Source organism: Streptomyces sp. NBC_01003 (genome assembly GCF_045162695.1).
In the GTDB taxonomy this organism is placed as follows: domain Bacteria; phylum Actinomycetota; class Actinomycetes; order Streptomycetales; family Streptomycetaceae; genus Streptomyces.
Genome location: NZ_CP108707.1, coordinates 8523172 through 8538552, shown reverse-complemented (window position 1 = coordinate 8538552; position 15381 = coordinate 8523172). Strand labels below are relative to the sequence as shown.

The 15381-nt window shown below is 70.4% G+C and carries 13 protein-coding genes; 9 read left to right on the top strand and 4 right to left on the bottom strand.

The annotated features are described in order from the left end of the window. Positions 1-1524 (top strand): mannitol dehydrogenase family protein, encoded by a 1524-nt coding sequence (locus OG698_RS39015; RefSeq protein ID WP_406108734.1) that lies wholly within the window; start codon positions 1-3, stop codon positions 1522-1524. A gap of 79 nt (positions 1525-1603) precedes the next feature. Continuing rightward, positions 1604-2818, top strand: a complete 1215-nt coding sequence (gene manD / locus OG698_RS39010; protein ID WP_406108732.1) for a D-mannonate dehydratase ManD — start codon at positions 1604-1606, stop codon at positions 2816-2818. 221 nt (positions 2819-3039) lie between these two features. On the opposite strand, the gene OG698_RS39005 is transcribed toward manD, so the two are convergent. After that, positions 3040-4797 carry an FAD-dependent oxidoreductase gene (locus OG698_RS39005; RefSeq protein ID WP_406108730.1) on the bottom strand — a complete coding sequence of 586 codons (1758 nt, stop codon included), beginning with the start codon at positions 4795-4797 and terminating at the stop codon, positions 3040-3042. Between the two features lie 434 nt (positions 4798-5231). Between OG698_RS39005 and OG698_RS39000 the strand changes: the two genes are divergently transcribed. Beyond that, positions 5232-5825, top strand: coding sequence for a TetR/AcrR family transcriptional regulator (locus OG698_RS39000; RefSeq protein WP_100598416.1), 594 nt, complete (start codon positions 5232-5234; stop codon positions 5823-5825). Position 5826: 1 nt separating this feature from the next. On the opposite strand, the gene OG698_RS38995 is transcribed toward OG698_RS39000, so the two are convergent. Both OG698_RS38995 and OG698_RS38990 read right to left on the bottom strand, forming a co-directional pair. Continuing rightward, the gene (locus tag OG698_RS38995; RefSeq protein ID WP_406108728.1) at positions 5827-7872 is read right to left on the bottom strand and encodes a discoidin domain-containing protein; all 2046 of its coding nucleotides are present in this window, start codon (positions 7870-7872) and stop codon (positions 5827-5829) included. Between the two features lie 466 nt (positions 7873-8338). Next, positions 8339-8761: a YjbQ family protein gene (locus tag OG698_RS38990; protein ID WP_406108726.1), complete on the bottom strand. Its 423-nt coding sequence runs from the start codon at positions 8759-8761 to the stop codon at positions 8339-8341. 121 nt (positions 8762-8882) lie between these two features. Between OG698_RS38990 and OG698_RS38985 the strand changes: the two genes are divergently transcribed. From OG698_RS38985 to OG698_RS38960, 6 genes are all read left to right on the top strand, one after another. Continuing rightward, positions 8883-8966, top strand: a complete 84-nt coding sequence (locus tag OG698_RS38985; protein WP_350495123.1) for a putative leader peptide — start codon at positions 8883-8885, stop codon at positions 8964-8966. A 147-nt stretch (positions 8967-9113) separates the two neighbouring features. Further along, on the top strand, positions 9114-10028 hold the full coding sequence (locus OG698_RS38980) for an ABC transporter permease (protein ID WP_406108724.1): 915 nt from the start codon (positions 9114-9116) through the stop codon (positions 10026-10028). Further along, positions 10001-10783 carry an ABC transporter ATP-binding protein gene (locus OG698_RS38975; protein WP_406108722.1) on the top strand — a complete coding sequence of 261 codons (783 nt, stop codon included), beginning with the start codon at positions 10001-10003 and terminating at the stop codon, positions 10781-10783. Before OG698_RS38980 ends, OG698_RS38975 begins: the two co-directional genes overlap by 28 nt. Positions 10784-10932: 149 nt before the next feature. Next, positions 10933-11976: an ABC transporter substrate-binding protein gene (locus OG698_RS38970; protein WP_406108721.1), complete on the top strand. Its 1044-nt coding sequence runs from the start codon at positions 10933-10935 to the stop codon at positions 11974-11976. Between the two features lie 2 nt (positions 11977-11978). Next, positions 11979-13160 carry an LLM class flavin-dependent oxidoreductase gene (locus OG698_RS38965; protein WP_406108719.1) on the top strand — a complete coding sequence of 394 codons (1182 nt, stop codon included), beginning with the start codon at positions 11979-11981 and terminating at the stop codon, positions 13158-13160. A gap of 70 nt (positions 13161-13230) precedes the next feature. Next, positions 13231-14355 (top strand): NAD(P)-binding domain-containing protein, encoded by a 1125-nt coding sequence (locus OG698_RS38960; protein ID WP_399975391.1) that lies wholly within the window; start codon positions 13231-13233, stop codon positions 14353-14355. A gap of 108 nt (positions 14356-14463) precedes the next feature. On the opposite strand, the gene mltG is transcribed toward OG698_RS38960, so the two are convergent. Continuing rightward, complete coding sequence (gene mltG, locus OG698_RS38955) at positions 14464-15312, bottom strand: endolytic transglycosylase MltG (protein ID WP_406108717.1); 849 nt, start codon at positions 15310-15312, stop codon at positions 14464-14466. Positions 15313-15381 lie beyond the last annotated feature (69 nt).

Sequence of the window (15381 nt, the reverse complement as noted above, 5' to 3'; positions counted from 1 at the left end):
ATGACCTTGCGCACCCGGACCCGCCTGTCGCGCAGCGCCCTGCCCCGCCTGTCCCGTACCGCCCTGCCCGTGGCCGGTCTGAAGCTGCCTCCACCCCTCCCCGAACCCGGCATCGTCCATCTGGGCCTGGGCAACTTCCACCGCGCCCACCAGGCCGTCCACACGGCCGACGCCCTGCGCCACAGCCCCGGCCCCTGGGGCATCACCGGTGTCTCCACGAGCGCGGCCCGAGGCCCGCGCCCTGTACTGACCGGCATGGCGGAACAGGACCAGCTCTACACGGTCCTCACCCTGCGCCGCGACGCGGGCGTTGCCGCGACCGTGCCCGGGGTGCACCATCCCGGCCTCGTCGCCGACGGACAAGGCGCCGAGGTCGTCGCCGCGATCGGCAGCCCCACCACACGCATCGTCTCCCTCACGGTGACCGAGAAGGGGTACACCTTCGGCGCCGACGGCCGCCTCGACCTCGACGACCCGTTGGTCCGCGCCGACCTCGCGGGCGGCACGCCCCGCACCACCCTCGGCCTGATCGTGCGCGGGCTCCAGCATCGGGCCCGCACCGACGGGTCGCCGGTCACCGTGCTCAGCTGCGACAACCTCATGGACAACGGGCACCGACTGCGCGCCCTCGTCGACGAGTTCGTCGCCGCGCTGCCCGCCGCGGAACGCCCCGAGCTGCAGACCTACGTCGCGAGCTCGCTCACCACGCCGAACACCATGGTCGACCGGATCGCGCCCGCCACCACCGACGAGCACCGTGACCTGGTCGCCCGCGCCTTCGGCGTCCGCGACTCGGTGCCGGTGCCCGCCGAGCCGTACCGACTGTGGGTCATGGAGGACGACTTCCGCGCCGGACGCCCTGCGTGGGAGCACGCGGGCGCGCTGTTCACGGACGATGTCGCCCCGTACGAACTGATGAAACTGCGGCTCCTCAACGGCGCCCACTCGCTCCTCGCCTACCTCGGCCTGCTGCGCGGACACCGCTGCATCGACCAGGCGGTGACGGACGAACTCCTCGGCGGTGCCGTGGAGTTCGCGATGCGCGAGGAGATCCTGCCGACGGTCCCGGAGCCCGAGGGAATGCCGGGCAAGGCCTACGTCACCGAACTCCTCGACCGGTTCGCCAATCCGGCGCTCGGCCACCGCACCGCGCAGGTCGGCTCCGACGGTTCCCTGAAGATCCCGGTCCGCTGGGCGGGGGTACTCGCCGAGTCGCTGGCGGCGGGGCGCGTCCCGCGCGTTCTCGCCCTCGGCCTCGCCGCGTACGTGCGCGTCATCACGGCCGACGACGCATACGACGAGCGTGCGCTCGGCACGGTCCACGACGGTGCCCGGTCGCGCCTGGCCGAGCTCGCGGCCCGTGCAACCGGTCCCGCCGACGCGGCCCGCCTGCTGCTCTGCGAAGGCGACCTGCTGCCGCCGGAGGTCGCCCGGCACCCCGAACTCGGCGATGCGGTCGGCGAGTTCGCGCACACGCTTGCCGTGCACGGCATCGAGGCCGCGCTGCGTTCCGCACTCACCTGATCCAGTGCCGGCCGCCGGACCCGTGCGCCGGCCCGCACCTCCCCCTGCCCCGCGCCCCCAATCGAGAAGAACGGCACCCATGGCCACCATCACCTCGGCCGAGGTCTTCGTCACCTGCCCCGGCCGCAACTACGTCACCCTGAAGATCACCACCTCGGACGGTGTCACCGGCATCGGCGACGCCACCCTCAACGGCCGCGAGCTGTCCGTCGCCTCCTACCTGCGCGACCACGTCTGCCCCACCCTGATCGGCAAGGACCCGGCCCGCATCGAGCAGGTGTGGCAGTGCCTGTACAAGGGTGCCTACTGGCGGCGCGGCCCGGTCACCATGACGGCCATCGCCGCCGTCGACGTCGCCCTGTGGGACATCAAGGGCAAGGTCGCGGGCCTGCCCGTGTACCAGCTGCTCGGCGGCGCGGCCCGCGACGGCGTCACCGTCTACGGCCACGCCAGCGGCAACACGGTCCCCGAACTCCTCGACGACGTACAGCGGTTCCTCGACAAGGGGTTCCGCGCGGTGCGCGCGCAGGCGGCCGTGCCCGGTCTGGAGCGGGTGTACGGCATGCGCAAGGGCGACGGCGACACCTACGAGCCGGCCGACGGGGCGCTGCCGACCGAGGAAGTCTGGGACACCGGCGCCTATTTGGACTTCGTGCCGACCTATATGTCCGCCGTCCGCGAGCGGTTCGGCTACGACTTCCACCTGCTGCACGACGTGCACCACCGGCTCACCCCCATCGAGGCGGGCCGCCTGGGCAAGTCCCTCGAGCCCTACCGCCTCTTCTGGATCGAGGACCCCACCCCGGCCGAGGACCAGGAGGCCTTCCGCCTCATCCGGCAGCACACCACGACACCGCTCGCGGTCGGCGAGATCTTCAACTCGATCTGGGACTGCCAGCACCTGATCACCAACCGCCTCATCGACTACATCCGCACCTCCGTCTCGCACGCCGGCGGCATCACGCACCTGCGCAAGATCTTCTCGCTCGCCGAGCTGTACGGGGTCCGCTCCGGCTCGCACGGCGCGGGCGACCTCTCCCCCGCGTCGCTCGCGGCCGCGCTCCACGTCGACCTGTCGATCCCGAACTTCGGCATGCAGGAGTACATGGCCCATCTCCCGGGCTACGAGGAGGTGTTCGAGACGTCCTGGACGTTCGAGGACGGCCTGATGCACCCCGGCGACCGCCCCGGCATCGGCGTCGAGTTCGACGAACAGGCGGCCGCGAAGTTCCCGTACGAGCGCAAGTACCTGCCGGTCAACCGACTGCGGGACGGGTCCGTGCACGACTGGTGAGGTGAGTGCCACGGCGGCTGCCCGCCGTGGCACCGATCCACCGGGGCCGCTCTCGATCGGGACCGGGCACCCCGGCAACGGCGGGCGGCCCGGGCACCGGGCGTGCCCGCCGCGTCCACTACGGAGAAAGCCCGCAGCTCAAGCCCGAGCAGCCGGGAGCGGGGTACGGCATCGGTGCGGCCCTCGGGCAATGGCTCCTGCCCGCGTGCTGCCTCGGCGGCCTAGGAGCCGAGATAGACGCTCGGCGGGAGCCACGTCGGACGGGGCAGGCCGAAGTGCTCCTCGAGCATCAGCTCGGCCTGGGTGAGCGCGCCGCAGACCCATCCCTGCCCGGTCGAATAGGCATCTCCGCAGACGTACAGGTTGGCGTCGTGGAGCGGGCGGCGCATGCGTGGCATGATCTCCCAACTCTTCGCCCCCACCTGCCAGAAGTGGTAGGCCGCTCCGTACGGGTCCTGTACCCAGTCCTGGAAGTAGGCCGACCTCGGTTCGGGGATACGGGCGTCGGGGCCGTGCAGCTCGCGCAACTGGCGCTGCGCCTCGTCGACCAGCGTCCCCGGGGCTGCCGCGTCCATCGGCCGCGGCGGACGGGTCACCGCCACCGGGGCGAGGCGCTGTGGCCGCTTCTGCAGTTCGTTCCAGAACTCCACGTCGCTCAGGTCGTTGTAGGAGGCCAGCAGCAGGGCGTTGCGGTTCGCCGGGTCGGCACCGGGCTGCTTCCCCTCGACGCCCCAGTAGTACGTCTGGCGCAGTGGCAGGTCGGTCACCGAGCGGCCCTTGCTCAGGCCGAGATCCTCCCACCACGGCCGGTCGTAGCCGAGGAAGAGCTTGGAGGCGGGCCTCGGGACGATCGAGCCGAGGTCGGACAGGAACTGGTCGCTGGTGAAGAGGAAGGTGTCCGGGTCCAGCAGCTCGATCGAGCGCTGGGGCATGGCCAGAACGACGTGGCGTGCCCGGACCGTGAGCGGCCGGCCGGTGGGCCAGACGGAGAGGGCAAGGGACAGCACCTGCTCGCCGTGGACGGTCTCCCGGTCGATCCGGCGCACCTGGTGGTGGAGGTGGACGGTCCCGCCTTCCGCCTCGAACCTCCGGACGAGCTCCTTGGGCACTGTCTGGTAGCCGTTGCGCAGAAGCAGGTACTGCGGTGCCGGGGAGCCGACGAAGTCGGCCACCGACGCTTCCATGGCCTCGATGCCGTTGACGTTGGCCACCACCGAGCCGTAGCCGAAGCCGGCGCGGAGGAACGCCCACCCCTCTTGCCCGACCGCGTCGAGCAGCAGGTTCCAGAACCCGATGTCATAGAGGTGCCGGCCGCCGGCCGACGCCGTCGCCTTGATCTTGTCCCACGCCTGTTGGTCCATGGTGGCGGCGCCGGGTACGAAGCGCTCGATGACCGACACGAGCGCGTCGTCCGGCGACTTGCCGCGGATCGCGGCCGGCAGGTCGTAGGGCACGACCGCCGGATCGCCCCACTGGGACTGGGTGAAGCGGTGCTGGCGCAGGTAGACGAGATTCTGCGACTCGTCGACGGGAAAGGGATCTGTCGGCAACCCGAGATGGTCCACGAGGTCGGCGATGACCGGCTGGGTGTTCAGGTAGCGCATGCCGCCCAGCTCGGCGTGCAGGTGGGGCATACCGGGCGGCGTCACTGAGAAGAGGCGGCCGCCGACGCGCTCGCTGCCCTCGAACAGGCCCACCGTGAGGCGACCGCCGCGACGCCGACGAAGCTCGTTCAGCACACGACTGTGCTTGGCTTCCGGGCCGAGCAGCCGCCAGGCGGCATACGCACCGGACACCCCGGCGCCGATGACCGCGACGTCGAGCACGCCGTGCGCACCCTCGACCGTGGTGGCCTGCTCCGGCCTCGCTTGGACGAGCGGACGCGCCGACGCCGATGCCCCCAGCGCTCCGTCGACGATGGCGGCGGCGCCGAGCGCCCCGGTCCCCTTGAGGAGATCGCGCCGCGTTGGTTTGCCCATCTCCAGCAGCCTCCCGGCTCGAAATGCCCTCGGTGGACCGCCCATTGCGGCCGGCAAACGGTACCAATTCAGACATTCTTTGAGCTGCTGTCGGGCTGCGACGGGCGAGTCGCGGGATGCATCTCGAGCGGACGGACTTGCTCCGGCACGAACCCACCACGGGCCTCCGCCGGTATGAACTCACCACGGGCCTCCGCCGGCCCGGGAGCGCTGAGGCACATCGCCGCCGATACTCCCGGGGCGCACCTGGACAACAAGATCGGTCCACTGCACCCGCGTTGCGGGACGGGGTGAGCCAGTCGCCCAGTCTCGGCAGGAGGACGTCCGGACGGGCTGCACGGTCAGTGGGGCCAGGAGAACGCGGGGCCGTCACAGCGGCCCGCTGCGCCGCACCCCCGCGGCGTATGCTTGCGCAGGTCAGGGGAGGAGGCACCATGGGGCGGATGCCGTCGGCGCAGCGGCGCAGGCAACTGGTCGAGGCTGCCATCCGGGTCATGGCCCGCGACGGCGTCGCGAAGACCACCACGCGGTCCGTGGTGGCGGAGGCGGGCGTCTCGCTGAGCGTTTTCCACTACTGCTTCGACTCCAAGCAGGAGTTGCTCGAAGCGGTGATGGACACCATCTCCGAGCACTCCGAGTCGGACGTCCTCACCACGCTCACCCGCAGGCCCAGCCTGCGCGAGACGATCCGCGCCGGGCTCCAGGCGTACTGGGACCACGTGCTGGCCAATCCCGGCGAGCACATGCTGACGTACGAACTCACCCAGTACGCCCTGCGGGAGCCCGGCTATGAGCATCTCGCCCGGCGGCAGTACGAGCGCTATCTCGCGGCCCACACCAAGGTGATCCGTCAACTCCCCTCGGTCCTGGGCGTGGAGCTGTCCGTGCCCGAGCCCGCGGCCGCCAGGTATCTGGCCGCGCTGACCGACGGGCTCACCCTCAACTTCCTCGTGCTGGGCGACGAGGAGAAGGCGGGCGACGTGCTGGACGTCGTCGCGGACCAGATCCTGACGTTGGTGCGGGAGTAGCTCAGCGGCTGTACACCGCTGCCTCGTTGATCGAGTAGCCGTACTTGGTGGCGCGTGTCACGCCGTGGATACGGACGTACCGCGCCTGCACCGGACTGAACACCGCGTTGTCCAGGCCCCCGTCCCCGCCGTCCGTGGACCACACGGTCCGCCACGTGGTCCCGTCGTCCGAGACCTCGACCCGGTAGGCCCGCGCGGAGGCCCGTTCCCAGTCGAGGGAGACCTTGCCGACCGTACGGGAGGTGCCCAGATCGAGTCGCAGCCACTGGTCGTCCGACCAGCCGCTCGCCCACCTCGTGCCGGTGTCGCCGTCCACGGCCCGCCCCGCGGCGTAGCTGGTGAACGGATTCCACTCCGTCGAGCTGGCGCTCGCCGGGGCGCCGGCGGCGAGGTCGGGCGCGGGCTTGTGGAGTTCGGTCGCCTTCCAGGTGCCGAGGTAGGACTCCGCGCCGCCGAGCAGGTCCTGCACCGTGTCCTTGCCGCCGGAGAGCCGCATCTGCTCGATCCAGTCGGGCACCATGCCGACATGGGCCGCACCGTCGGTGTTGAAGTCCCAGGTGCGTTCGCCGGTTTGCTGCCGGTCGATGACGGAGCCGCCGTCGGCGCTGCGGAAGGGGTACTTGACCGCGTTGGGGGCGTCGGGTCCGACCGGTCCCGGCCAGCCGCCGACGCCGTTCATGTCGGTGCCGTAGCCGAGTCCGACGCCGTACTTCTGGCGCAGCGCCCTGGTCCCGGCGGACTCCTTGGCGAAGCTGTCGGCGCTGGACATGTACGAGGCCTTGAAGCCGCCGAGGCGGTAGACGCGCTCCAGCCAGCCGTCGTCCATCCAGCTGTGGCTGGAAAGCACGCCGGGGTAGTCCGCCGACTCCAGCATGTCCAGGGTGCGGCCGGCCGCCTTGACGCTCATGTGGTCGACCTCAAGCATCATGTTGCGTTTCATCAGCCCCTTGACCGCGTACTCGCCGAGGCGGGTCAGCCCGCGGGTGTTGCACTGCGCGCCGCTGTCGTACGTGGGCACCTTGGTGCCTGCGGGGAGCAGCTTGGTCACCTCGGCCGGGGCGGCCGCGTTGCCGGCGGGGTTGTCGTGCTGCGGACCGGTGCACTTCTCCGTGTTCCAGAAGGTGCCGGTGGAGAGGAACTGGCCGATGTCCACGGCCGTTCCGATGGTGCCGGAGTCCATCCGCACCCCGCACAGGGCGTTGTCGAACTTGTGGCACAGGAACATGCTGCGCACACCCAGCTTGTACAGCTCGTCCAGACCGCTGTCGATGTCGGCCTGGCTGCACTGGGGGACGTCGAGGATCTGCTTGCAGCCGAAGGGCTCCGAGGTCTCGACGCCGAGCACCACGGCGAGCTTGCCCTCCGCGACGACCTGGCGGGCCTGGGTGGAGTCGGTGACGATACGGAAGAAGCCCTTGCCCTTTCCACCGTAGATCTTGTCGATGTAGTCCTGCATCTCGTAGGACTTACGGGCCTCGAGGCGGATGGCGTCCATCTCGTTGCAGCCGCGGTCCCTGACGTAGATCGAGCACAACAGGCCGTTGGAGACCAGGTCGTTGACCAGGATCCGCTGGCCGCCGCGCCAGGCGCGCTCCAGCCACGCGTAGTAATTCTGCTGGTGGCTCAGGGAGTTGTGGGCCGGCCAGTCCTTGAACGTCGGCCAGCCCACCGGGTCGTGGTGGCCGTCCGCACCGCCGGTGACGTTCTCGAAGAGGGCGAGGGAGCCGTCGGGATAGTGCTCGGGGCAGTCCTTGAGGGCCTCGGCGATGCCCTCTTCGGAGAACGGCTTGCCGCAGATGATGCGGCCACCGAAGCCCTCGTTGGACATCAGGTGATTGTGCGCGTCGATGAAGCCGCGGACCCGGCCCTGGCTGTCCGTGCCGCGGAAGGGTTCGCCGGTGACGTTGATCTGAGAGTCGGCGGCGGGCCGCGCCGTGGGCTCCCACCAGGGAGTGTCGGCGCCTGCGGCCGGAGGGGAGCCCACGCCGAGAGCCAGCAGGAGGGTGACGACGACGGCAAACAGGCCGCGCCTGCGGAGGAGGGTCATCCGGGCTACCTTCGCTGTCCGGGATGGGCACGCGCTAACTTACTCGCGCGTAGGTCCCGTCGAGGATGGCGCGGCCCTGACAACGAGTCAAGAGTCCGGGACGGATGACCTATTTGATGCATCGTCAGCTCCGCTGGCTGAAAAAGGCCCTCTCGGAGGGCCTGTCGCCGGAGCCGAGGCGCCGCCCCTGGATGCACCACGAACCGGAGTTCGGTCCGCCGCGATGGCGTCGGACTTCACGTCCTGCCGTATCGCGTCACTTCCCCTCGACGCCCTGGACATCTCGATGGCCAACGTCGCCCTGCAGCCTGGGCATCAAGCCGAAGGTCTCGCTCGACTACCAGGCCAATGTCTGGGACCGGCACAACTGGGACGCCACGCTCGAGCACCCGCGCCCACCCCGACCTCGAAGGCGCGCTCGTGGGAACCGACGGCCACCCCCAGGACGAACTCGATCGACCCTGGCTCACCCCAAGAAGCTCAATCGCACCTGACGGTCGGGGTTGTCCTTGTTCGTATCCACCAGGCACACCGACTGCCACGTGCCCATTTCCAGGGTGCCGGCGATCACCGGGAGGGTGGCGTGGGGTGGGACCAGGGCCGGGAGGACGTGGTCGCGGCCGTGGCCCGGGGAGCCGTGCCGGTGTTGCCAGCGGTCGTCCGCGGGGAGCAGGGCGTGGAGGGCGGCAAGGAGGTCGTCGTCGCTGCCCGCGCCCGTCTCGATGACGGCCACGCCGGCCGTCGCGTGGGGCACGAAGATGTTGAGCAGGCCGTCGCGGCCCGCGGCGACCTCGCTCAGGAAGGTCTCGCAGTCGTGGGTCAGGTCGACGACCCGCTCCGCGGAGCCGGTGGATACGTTCAGGATGCGCGTGGTGAAGGCGTCGGACATGCCTCCATCCTCACTCATCGGGCGCCGTCCGGGCCCGACCCCGGCCCGCCACCTGATACAGCGCGTCCATCCATCGAGACGCCATTGACCTTGCGTCGACAAGGTGGCTACTTTCTGCGGCATGTTGCGTTCAGTTCTGCTCACCACGCGCGGTCACATCGACCTGCTGCGGGTGGCCTCCGCCGCGTGTCGCCGCGGCTGCTGACGCCCTTTCCCCGCATCTCCGGCTACGTCGTGTAGCCCCGTACGCCCCTGCCTCGACCCCGCGTGAACTCACGCGGGGGCGCTGACGCATACGCGTACCCCTTTCACCTTCACCGCTGCCCTCCCCTGCCTTCTGCGTGGAGCACCCATGAGCATCAGCCATGCCCCGCCGGATCCGGACCTCGTCGCCACGTCGGCTGCCCCGGATGCCGTCTCCGCCCAATCCGGTGCCGATTCCGGTGCCGATTCCGTCGGCCGTCCCGAGCTCGTCCGTCTCGTCCCCTCCTCCACCCGACGCACTCGGATCCCGCGGTGGCTGCGCCGCACCTCAGGGCCCGTCCTGCTGCTCATCCTGTGGCAACTCCTCAGCAGTACAGGCGTGTTGACCCCCGAAGTCCTCGCCTCTCCCGGCACCATCGCCCGCGTCGCCGGTGATCTCGTCTCCGACGGGTCGCTGCCCAACGCCATGGGGGTCTCGCTCCAGCGCGTCGCAATCGGCCTGCTGTTCGGCGTGGTCGTCGGTACCGGACTCGCCCTCGTCTCAGGCCTGTTCCGGGTCGGCGAGGACATCGTCGACGCAAGCGTGCAGATGTTGCGGACCGTGCCGTTCGTAGGGCTGATCCCGCTGTTCATCATCTGGTTCGGGATCGGCGAGGCGCCGAAGATCGCCATCATCACGCTGGGGGTCTCGTTCCCGTTGTATCTGAACGTGTACGCCGGAATCCGCGGCGTGGACGCGCAGTTGATCGAGGCCGGGGAGTCGCTCGGACTCTCCCGCTGGGGTCTCGTACGCCATGTGGTCCTGCCGGGCGCGCTGCCCGGCGCCATGACCGGGCTGCGGTACTCGCTCGGCATCTCCTGGCTGGCCCTCGTCTTCGCCGAGCAGATCAACGCGGACGCCGGCATCGGCTTCCTGATGGTGCAGGCCCGGGACTTCCTGCGGACCGACGTCATCGTCGTCTGCCTGATCGTCTACGCGTTCCTCGGCCTGCTCGCCGACTTCGTCGTCCGTACCCTCGAAAGGCTGCTGCTGCAATGGCGACCGACGTTCACCGGCCGGTGACCACCACCAAGTCCCCGTCCACAGACACCCGTTCGGCCGTACGTGTGGAGGGGCTCACCCGCTCCTTCGACGGGCGTGCCGTCATCGACCGCCTCGACCTCGACGTGAAGCCGGGCGAGTTCGTGGCGCTGCTCGGCCGCAGCGGCTGCGGCAAGTCGACCCTGCTGCGCATCCTCGCCGGGCTCGACCGCGACATCGAGGGCACCGTGCTCGTGCCGCGCCGCAAAGCCGTCGCGTTCCAGGCGCCGCGTCTCATGCCGTGGAAGCGGGTATGGCGCAACGTACTGCTCGGGTTGCCGGGCAAGCCCGAACGGGCCCTCGCCGAGCAGGCGTTGGCAGAGGTCGGCCTCGACCACCGCACGAACGCGTGGCCCAAGACCCTGTCCGGCGGCGAGGCCCAGCGTGCATCGCTGGCCCGCGCTCTGGTGCGCGAGCCCGATCTGCTGCTGCTCGACGAGCCGTTCGGCGCACTCGACGCGCTCACCCGCATCAACGCGCAGCGCCTCGTAGACGAGCTGTGGCAGCGCCGCGGCTGCGCCGTCCTCCTGGTCACGCACGACGTCGAGGAGGCCGTCCTGCTCGCCGACCGTGTGCTCGTGATGGACGAAGGCGTCATCGCGTACGAGACCGAGATCGATCTGGAGCGTCCGCGCGCGATATCCGACCCGCGCTTCGGCGAACTGCGCACCGAGCTGCTCCACCGACTGGGGGTCGACGCGCCGGAGACTTCCTCCCCTGCCGCAGCCGCCGCCTGACGTCTCGTCAGGTACTCCCACCCCTATACACACCACCCCTACACACACCACCCGTACCGGCGCACCGCCCTACGGCCCCTCCGGCCTGCGCCCGACAGACCGACACCGGCCATGACCGGCCGGCCATGAACCCACGAAACGGACTCCCCATGCGACGACGCCTCGCCCCCGCTCTACTGCTCCCCCTGGCCCTGCTGCTCGCCGCCTGCTCCGGCACCTCCGCCGCCGATACGTCCACGGGCGGCTCGGGCAGCGGCGGGACCGACGGCAAGGGGAGCCTCACGCTCAACGTCGGTGACCAGAAAGGCGGTTCGGAAGCCGTACTCCGCGCCGCCGGCGAGCTCGACGACCTCGACTACAAGATCCGCTGGTCGACCTTCACGTCCGGGCCACCGCTCCTTGAGGCCGTCAACGCCCAGGCGGTCGATATCGGAGGGGTCGGCAACACCCCGCCCGTCTTCGCGGCCGGCGCCAACTCGAAGATCGCCGTCGTGGCGGCCAGCCACGGGACCGCGAAGGGCGACACCATCCTCGTCCCGAGCGACTCGAAGCTGAAGAAGCCCGACGAGCTCAAGGGCAGGTCCATCGCCGTGGCGCAGGGCTCGTCCGCGCACTACCAGCTGGTCGCGTCCTTGAAGAAGGCCGGTCTTTCCCTCAAGGACGTGCAGGTCAAGTACCTCCAGCCGGCCGACGCGCTCGCCGCGTTCACCGGTGGCAAAGTGGACGCCTGGGCCGTCTGGGACCCGTACACCTCCCAGGTCCTGCGGGGGAAGCAGGGGCGGGTGCTCACCGATGGGGACGGGCTCACCAATGGGCTCGCGTTCCAGGTCGCGGCACCCTCCTCGCTCAAGGACAGCAAGAAGGCCGCGGCGATCGGCGACTACCTCAAGCGGCTCAAGCGCGCCCAGGACTGGGTCTTCAAGCACCCCGAGGCATGGGCGAAGGTCTGGGCGAAGGACACCGGGCTGCCCTACGACGTCGCTCTGGACGCGGTGAAGCGCACCAACGGCACCCGGGTCACCGTCGCCGTGGACAAGCCCGCCATCGCCTCGGAGCAGCAGATCGCCGACACCTTCGCGAGGCTGAAACTGATCCCCCGCAAGGTCGACTTCGCGTCGTTCGTGGACACCCGGTTCAACGGTGGTCTGCCGGCGTCGACGACCGCACCCCGCACCTTCGGCAAGGAGTCCTGACGATGAGCGTCCACCTTCACTGGTTTCTGCCGACGGGCGGCGACGGCCGCACGCTCGTGGACCGACACGCCTACACCGACGGGGGCGTGAAGCGCTCGCGGATCGCTCCGGTCAGCGGCGTGCGCGCGCCCGACATCGACTATCTGACCCAAATAGCCAAGGCCGCCGAGCAGTTGGGGTTCGAAGCGGTTCTGACGCCGACGGGCACGTGGTGCGAGGACGCCTGGCTGACGACGGTGGCCCTCGCCCAGCACACCGAGCGGCTCAAGTTCCTCGTGGCGTTCCGGCCCGGCGTGATCTCGCCGGTACTCGCCGCCCAGATGGCGGCAACGTACCAGCGGATCACGCGCGGGCGGCTGCTCCTGAACGTGGTGACGGGTGGTGACTCGACCGAGCAGCGGCGCTTCGGCGACCACCTGGACCACGACCGGCGCTATGCGCGGACCGACGAGTTCCTCTCGGTCGTGCGCGGTGTGTGGAGCGGGCAGCCGTTCGACTTCGGCGGTGAGCACTACCAGGTGGAGGGCGGTCTCACCGCGCTGCCGCCCGACCCGCTGCCGGAGATCTTCTTCGGCGGTTCGTCGGCCGCGGCGGGTCCGGTCGCCGCGCGGCACACCGATGTCTATCTGACCTGGGGCGAGCCGCCCGAGCAGGTGAAGCAGAAGATCGACTGGATCCGGGGGCTCGCCGAGAAGGAGGGGCGCACGGTCCGCTTCGGGATCCGGCTGCACACCATCTCGCGCGACTCGTCGGCGGACGCGTGGGCGACAGCGAACCGGCTGCTCGACGACCTGTCGCCGGAGACCGTGGCTGCCGCCCAGGAGGCGCTCGGCCGCAGCGAGTCGGTCGGGCAGCAGCGGATGCTCGCGCTCCACGGGGGCTCGCGCGACGACCTGGAGATCTCGCCCAATCTGTGGGCGGGCGTCGGTCTGGTGCGGGGCGGCGCGGGCACGGCGCTCGTCGGCAGCCACTCCGACGTCGCGGACCGGATCGAGGAGTACCACGCGCTGGGCGTCGAGCACTTCGTCCTGTCGGGCTACCCCCATCTGGAGGAGGCGTACTGGTTCGGGGAGGGCGTGATCCCGGATCTGGCGGCGCGCGGGCTGCTGCCGCGGACACCGGCGTCGCCGCTCACCAGGCCGGCCGTCGGTGGCGCGCCGCTTCTGGTCGCCGGGGGCCGCTGAAGCGTCGCGCGCCCCCTGCGGGAAGATCCACGCCCCCGGTGCAGTTAGTAGAAGCGTGAACGATATCGGGGTGCGGGACACAGCGGACGTACGCGAGGTCGACGTGGTCGTCGTAGGCGCTGGGCAGGCAGGACTGTCCAGCGCCTATCACCTGCGCCGGGCCGGCTTCGAGCCGGAGCGGGACTTCGTCGTCCTCGACCACTCACCGCGCCCCGGCGGCGCCTGGCAGTTCCGCTGGCCTTCACTGACGTACGGCAGAGTGCACGGCATGCACTCGCTGCCGGGCATGGAACTGACCGGCGCGGACCCGGCCCGGCCGTCGTCAGAGGTGATCGCGGCGTACTTCGCCTCGTACGAGGAGACGTTCGACCTGCGGGTGCGGCGTCCCGTCGATGTGCGCGCCGTGCGTGAGGGGGGTGGGGGTCCCCCCTGGACGGAGCCTGTCGGAGTCCCTGGGGGAGGGAGGCTGCTCGTCGAGACGTCCGCCGGGACGTGGTCGACGCGTGCGCTGATCAATGCGACGGGCACCTGGGACCGGCCGTTCTGGCCGCGCTACCCGGGGCAGGAGACGTTCCGCGGGCGTCAGCTCCACACCGCGATCTACCCGGGTCCGGAGGCGTTTCGCGGACAGCGGGTGATCGTGGTGGGCGGCGGGGCCTCCGGGACGCAGCATCTGATGGAGATCGCGCCGTACGCGGCCGCGACGACCTGGGTGACGCGCCGGCCGCCCGTCTTCAACGAGGGTCCCTTCGACGAGAACTTCGGCCGCGCGGCGGTCGCCCTGGTCGACGAGCGGGTCCGGGCGGGACTGCCCCCGCAGAGCGTGGTGTCGGTGACGGGGCTGCCGCTGAACGACGCGATCCGGCAGGCCCGCGCCGACGGAGTGCTCGACCGGCTGCCGATGTTCGACCGGATCACGCCGTCCGGCGTCGAGTGGGACGACGGCCGGCGGGTCGACGCGGACGTCATCCTGTGGGCCACGGGTTTCCGGCCCGCGATCGAGCATCTGGCACCGCTGAAGCTGCGCGGGCCCGGCGGCGGCATCCAGGCCGAGGACACCCGGGTGGTCGCCGATCCGCGGATCCATCTGGTGGGCTACGGGCCTTCGGCCAGCACGATCGGCGCCAACCGGGCGGGGCGCGCGGCCGTACGGGACATCAAGCGCCTGCTGGCCGGGGCGCCGGTCGCCGCCTGACGCTCCCGAACGCGACGCTCCGGCCCGGCCCGATCAGGCGGCGTGCCATGAGGCGCGCCCCGATCAGGCGCGACCCAGTCAGTCGCGACCCAGTCAGTCGCGACCTGCTCAGGCGGACGACGGCTTGCCGCTCGTGCGCAGCTTGTTGAACTCCGCGACGTTCTTCTGCTGTTCGTCGAAGTTCGCCGTGAAGCGGGTGTCGCCGGGCTTGACCGTCACGAAGTACACCCAGTCCCCCTGCGGCGGGCTGATCGCGGCCTTCATGGCCTGGGCCCCCGGGTTGGCGATGGGGGTGGGCGGCAGCCCCATCCGGACATAGGTGTTGTACGGGTTCTCGGCCCTGGTGTCCTTGGTGGTGGTGTCGAGCGTGGAGCGGTTGAGCCCGTAGTTGATGGTCGAGTCCATCTGGAGCGGCATACCGCGGTCGAGCCGGTTGTAGATGACGCGGGCCACCTTCCCCATATCTTCCTTGGTGGCCGCCTCGGCCTCGACGATGCTCGCGATGGTGAGGGTCTGATAGGGGTTCACCGCGTCCCGGTCGGCTCCCGCCGTCACTTGGCTGCCGTTCAACTTCCTGTTGGCGGTGCTGACCATGTAGGACAGCAGGCCCGCCGGAGTCGACTTGTCGTTGAGTGGATACGTCGCCGGGAAGAGGTAGCCCTCCGGGTTGCCTTCCGCGTCCCCCGGGAGCTTGAGGCCAGCCTTGGGGACGGCCTTCTTGCTCGTGCCTGCCGGGACACCGAGGGCCTTGTCCAGGGCCTCGTAGACCTGGCCCGCGCGCCAGCCTTCGGGGACGGTCAGCGCCTGCGGCCGCTTGTCACCGCTCCCGTGGTGCGGGAGCAGGAGCGGCACCGCCACTGCGGCGGCCGCCGCCACGAGGGCCCCACCAGCGATCAGGGAGGCGCGGCCCCGGCGCGTCAGTCGCATCGCGCTCCTTTGCGGAGTCTCGTTCAGCATGGCCGAACGCTAACCCGCAGAGGATGGCAAACCGGGCATATCGTAGCGTCGGTGGCTCCACTTGGGCGC

Bases quoted from the DNA above. Each gene is read 5' to 3' on its own strand.
- OG698_RS38975 (WP_406108722.1), top strand. From the start codon at position 10,001: ATGGCGACCGACGTTCACCGGCCGGTGACCACCACCAAGTCCCCGTCC.
- OG698_RS39005 (WP_406108730.1), bottom strand. From the start codon at position 4,797: ATGGGCAAACCAACGCGGCGCGATCTCCTCAAGGGGACCGGGGCGCTC.
- OG698_RS39015 (WP_406108734.1), top strand. From the start codon at position 1: ATGACCTTGCGCACCCGGACCCGCCTGTCGCGCAGCGCCCTGCCCCGC.
- OG698_RS39000 (WP_100598416.1), top strand. From the start codon at position 5,232: ATGGGGCGGATGCCGTCGGCGCAGCGGCGCAGGCAACTGGTCGAGGCT.
- OG698_RS38980 (WP_406108724.1), top strand. From the start codon at position 9,114: ATGAGCATCAGCCATGCCCCGCCGGATCCGGACCTCGTCGCCACGTCG.
- OG698_RS38990 (WP_406108726.1), bottom strand. From the start codon at position 8,761: ATGTCCGACGCCTTCACCACGCGCATCCTGAACGTATCCACCGGCTCC.
- OG698_RS38995 (WP_406108728.1), bottom strand. From the start codon at position 7,872: ATGACCCTCCTCCGCAGGCGCGGCCTGTTTGCCGTCGTCGTCACCCTC.
- manD (WP_406108732.1), top strand. From the start codon at position 1,604: ATGGCCACCATCACCTCGGCCGAGGTCTTCGTCACCTGCCCCGGCCGC.
- OG698_RS38985 (WP_350495123.1), top strand. From the start codon at position 8,883: ATGTTGCGTTCAGTTCTGCTCACCACGCGCGGTCACATCGACCTGCTG.
- OG698_RS38970 (WP_406108721.1), top strand. From the start codon at position 10,933: ATGCGACGACGCCTCGCCCCCGCTCTACTGCTCCCCCTGGCCCTGCTG.
- mltG (WP_406108717.1), bottom strand. From the start codon at position 15,312: ATGCTGAACGAGACTCCGCAAAGGAGCGCGATGCGACTGACGCGCCGG.
- OG698_RS38965 (WP_406108719.1), top strand. From the start codon at position 11,979: ATGAGCGTCCACCTTCACTGGTTTCTGCCGACGGGCGGCGACGGCCGC.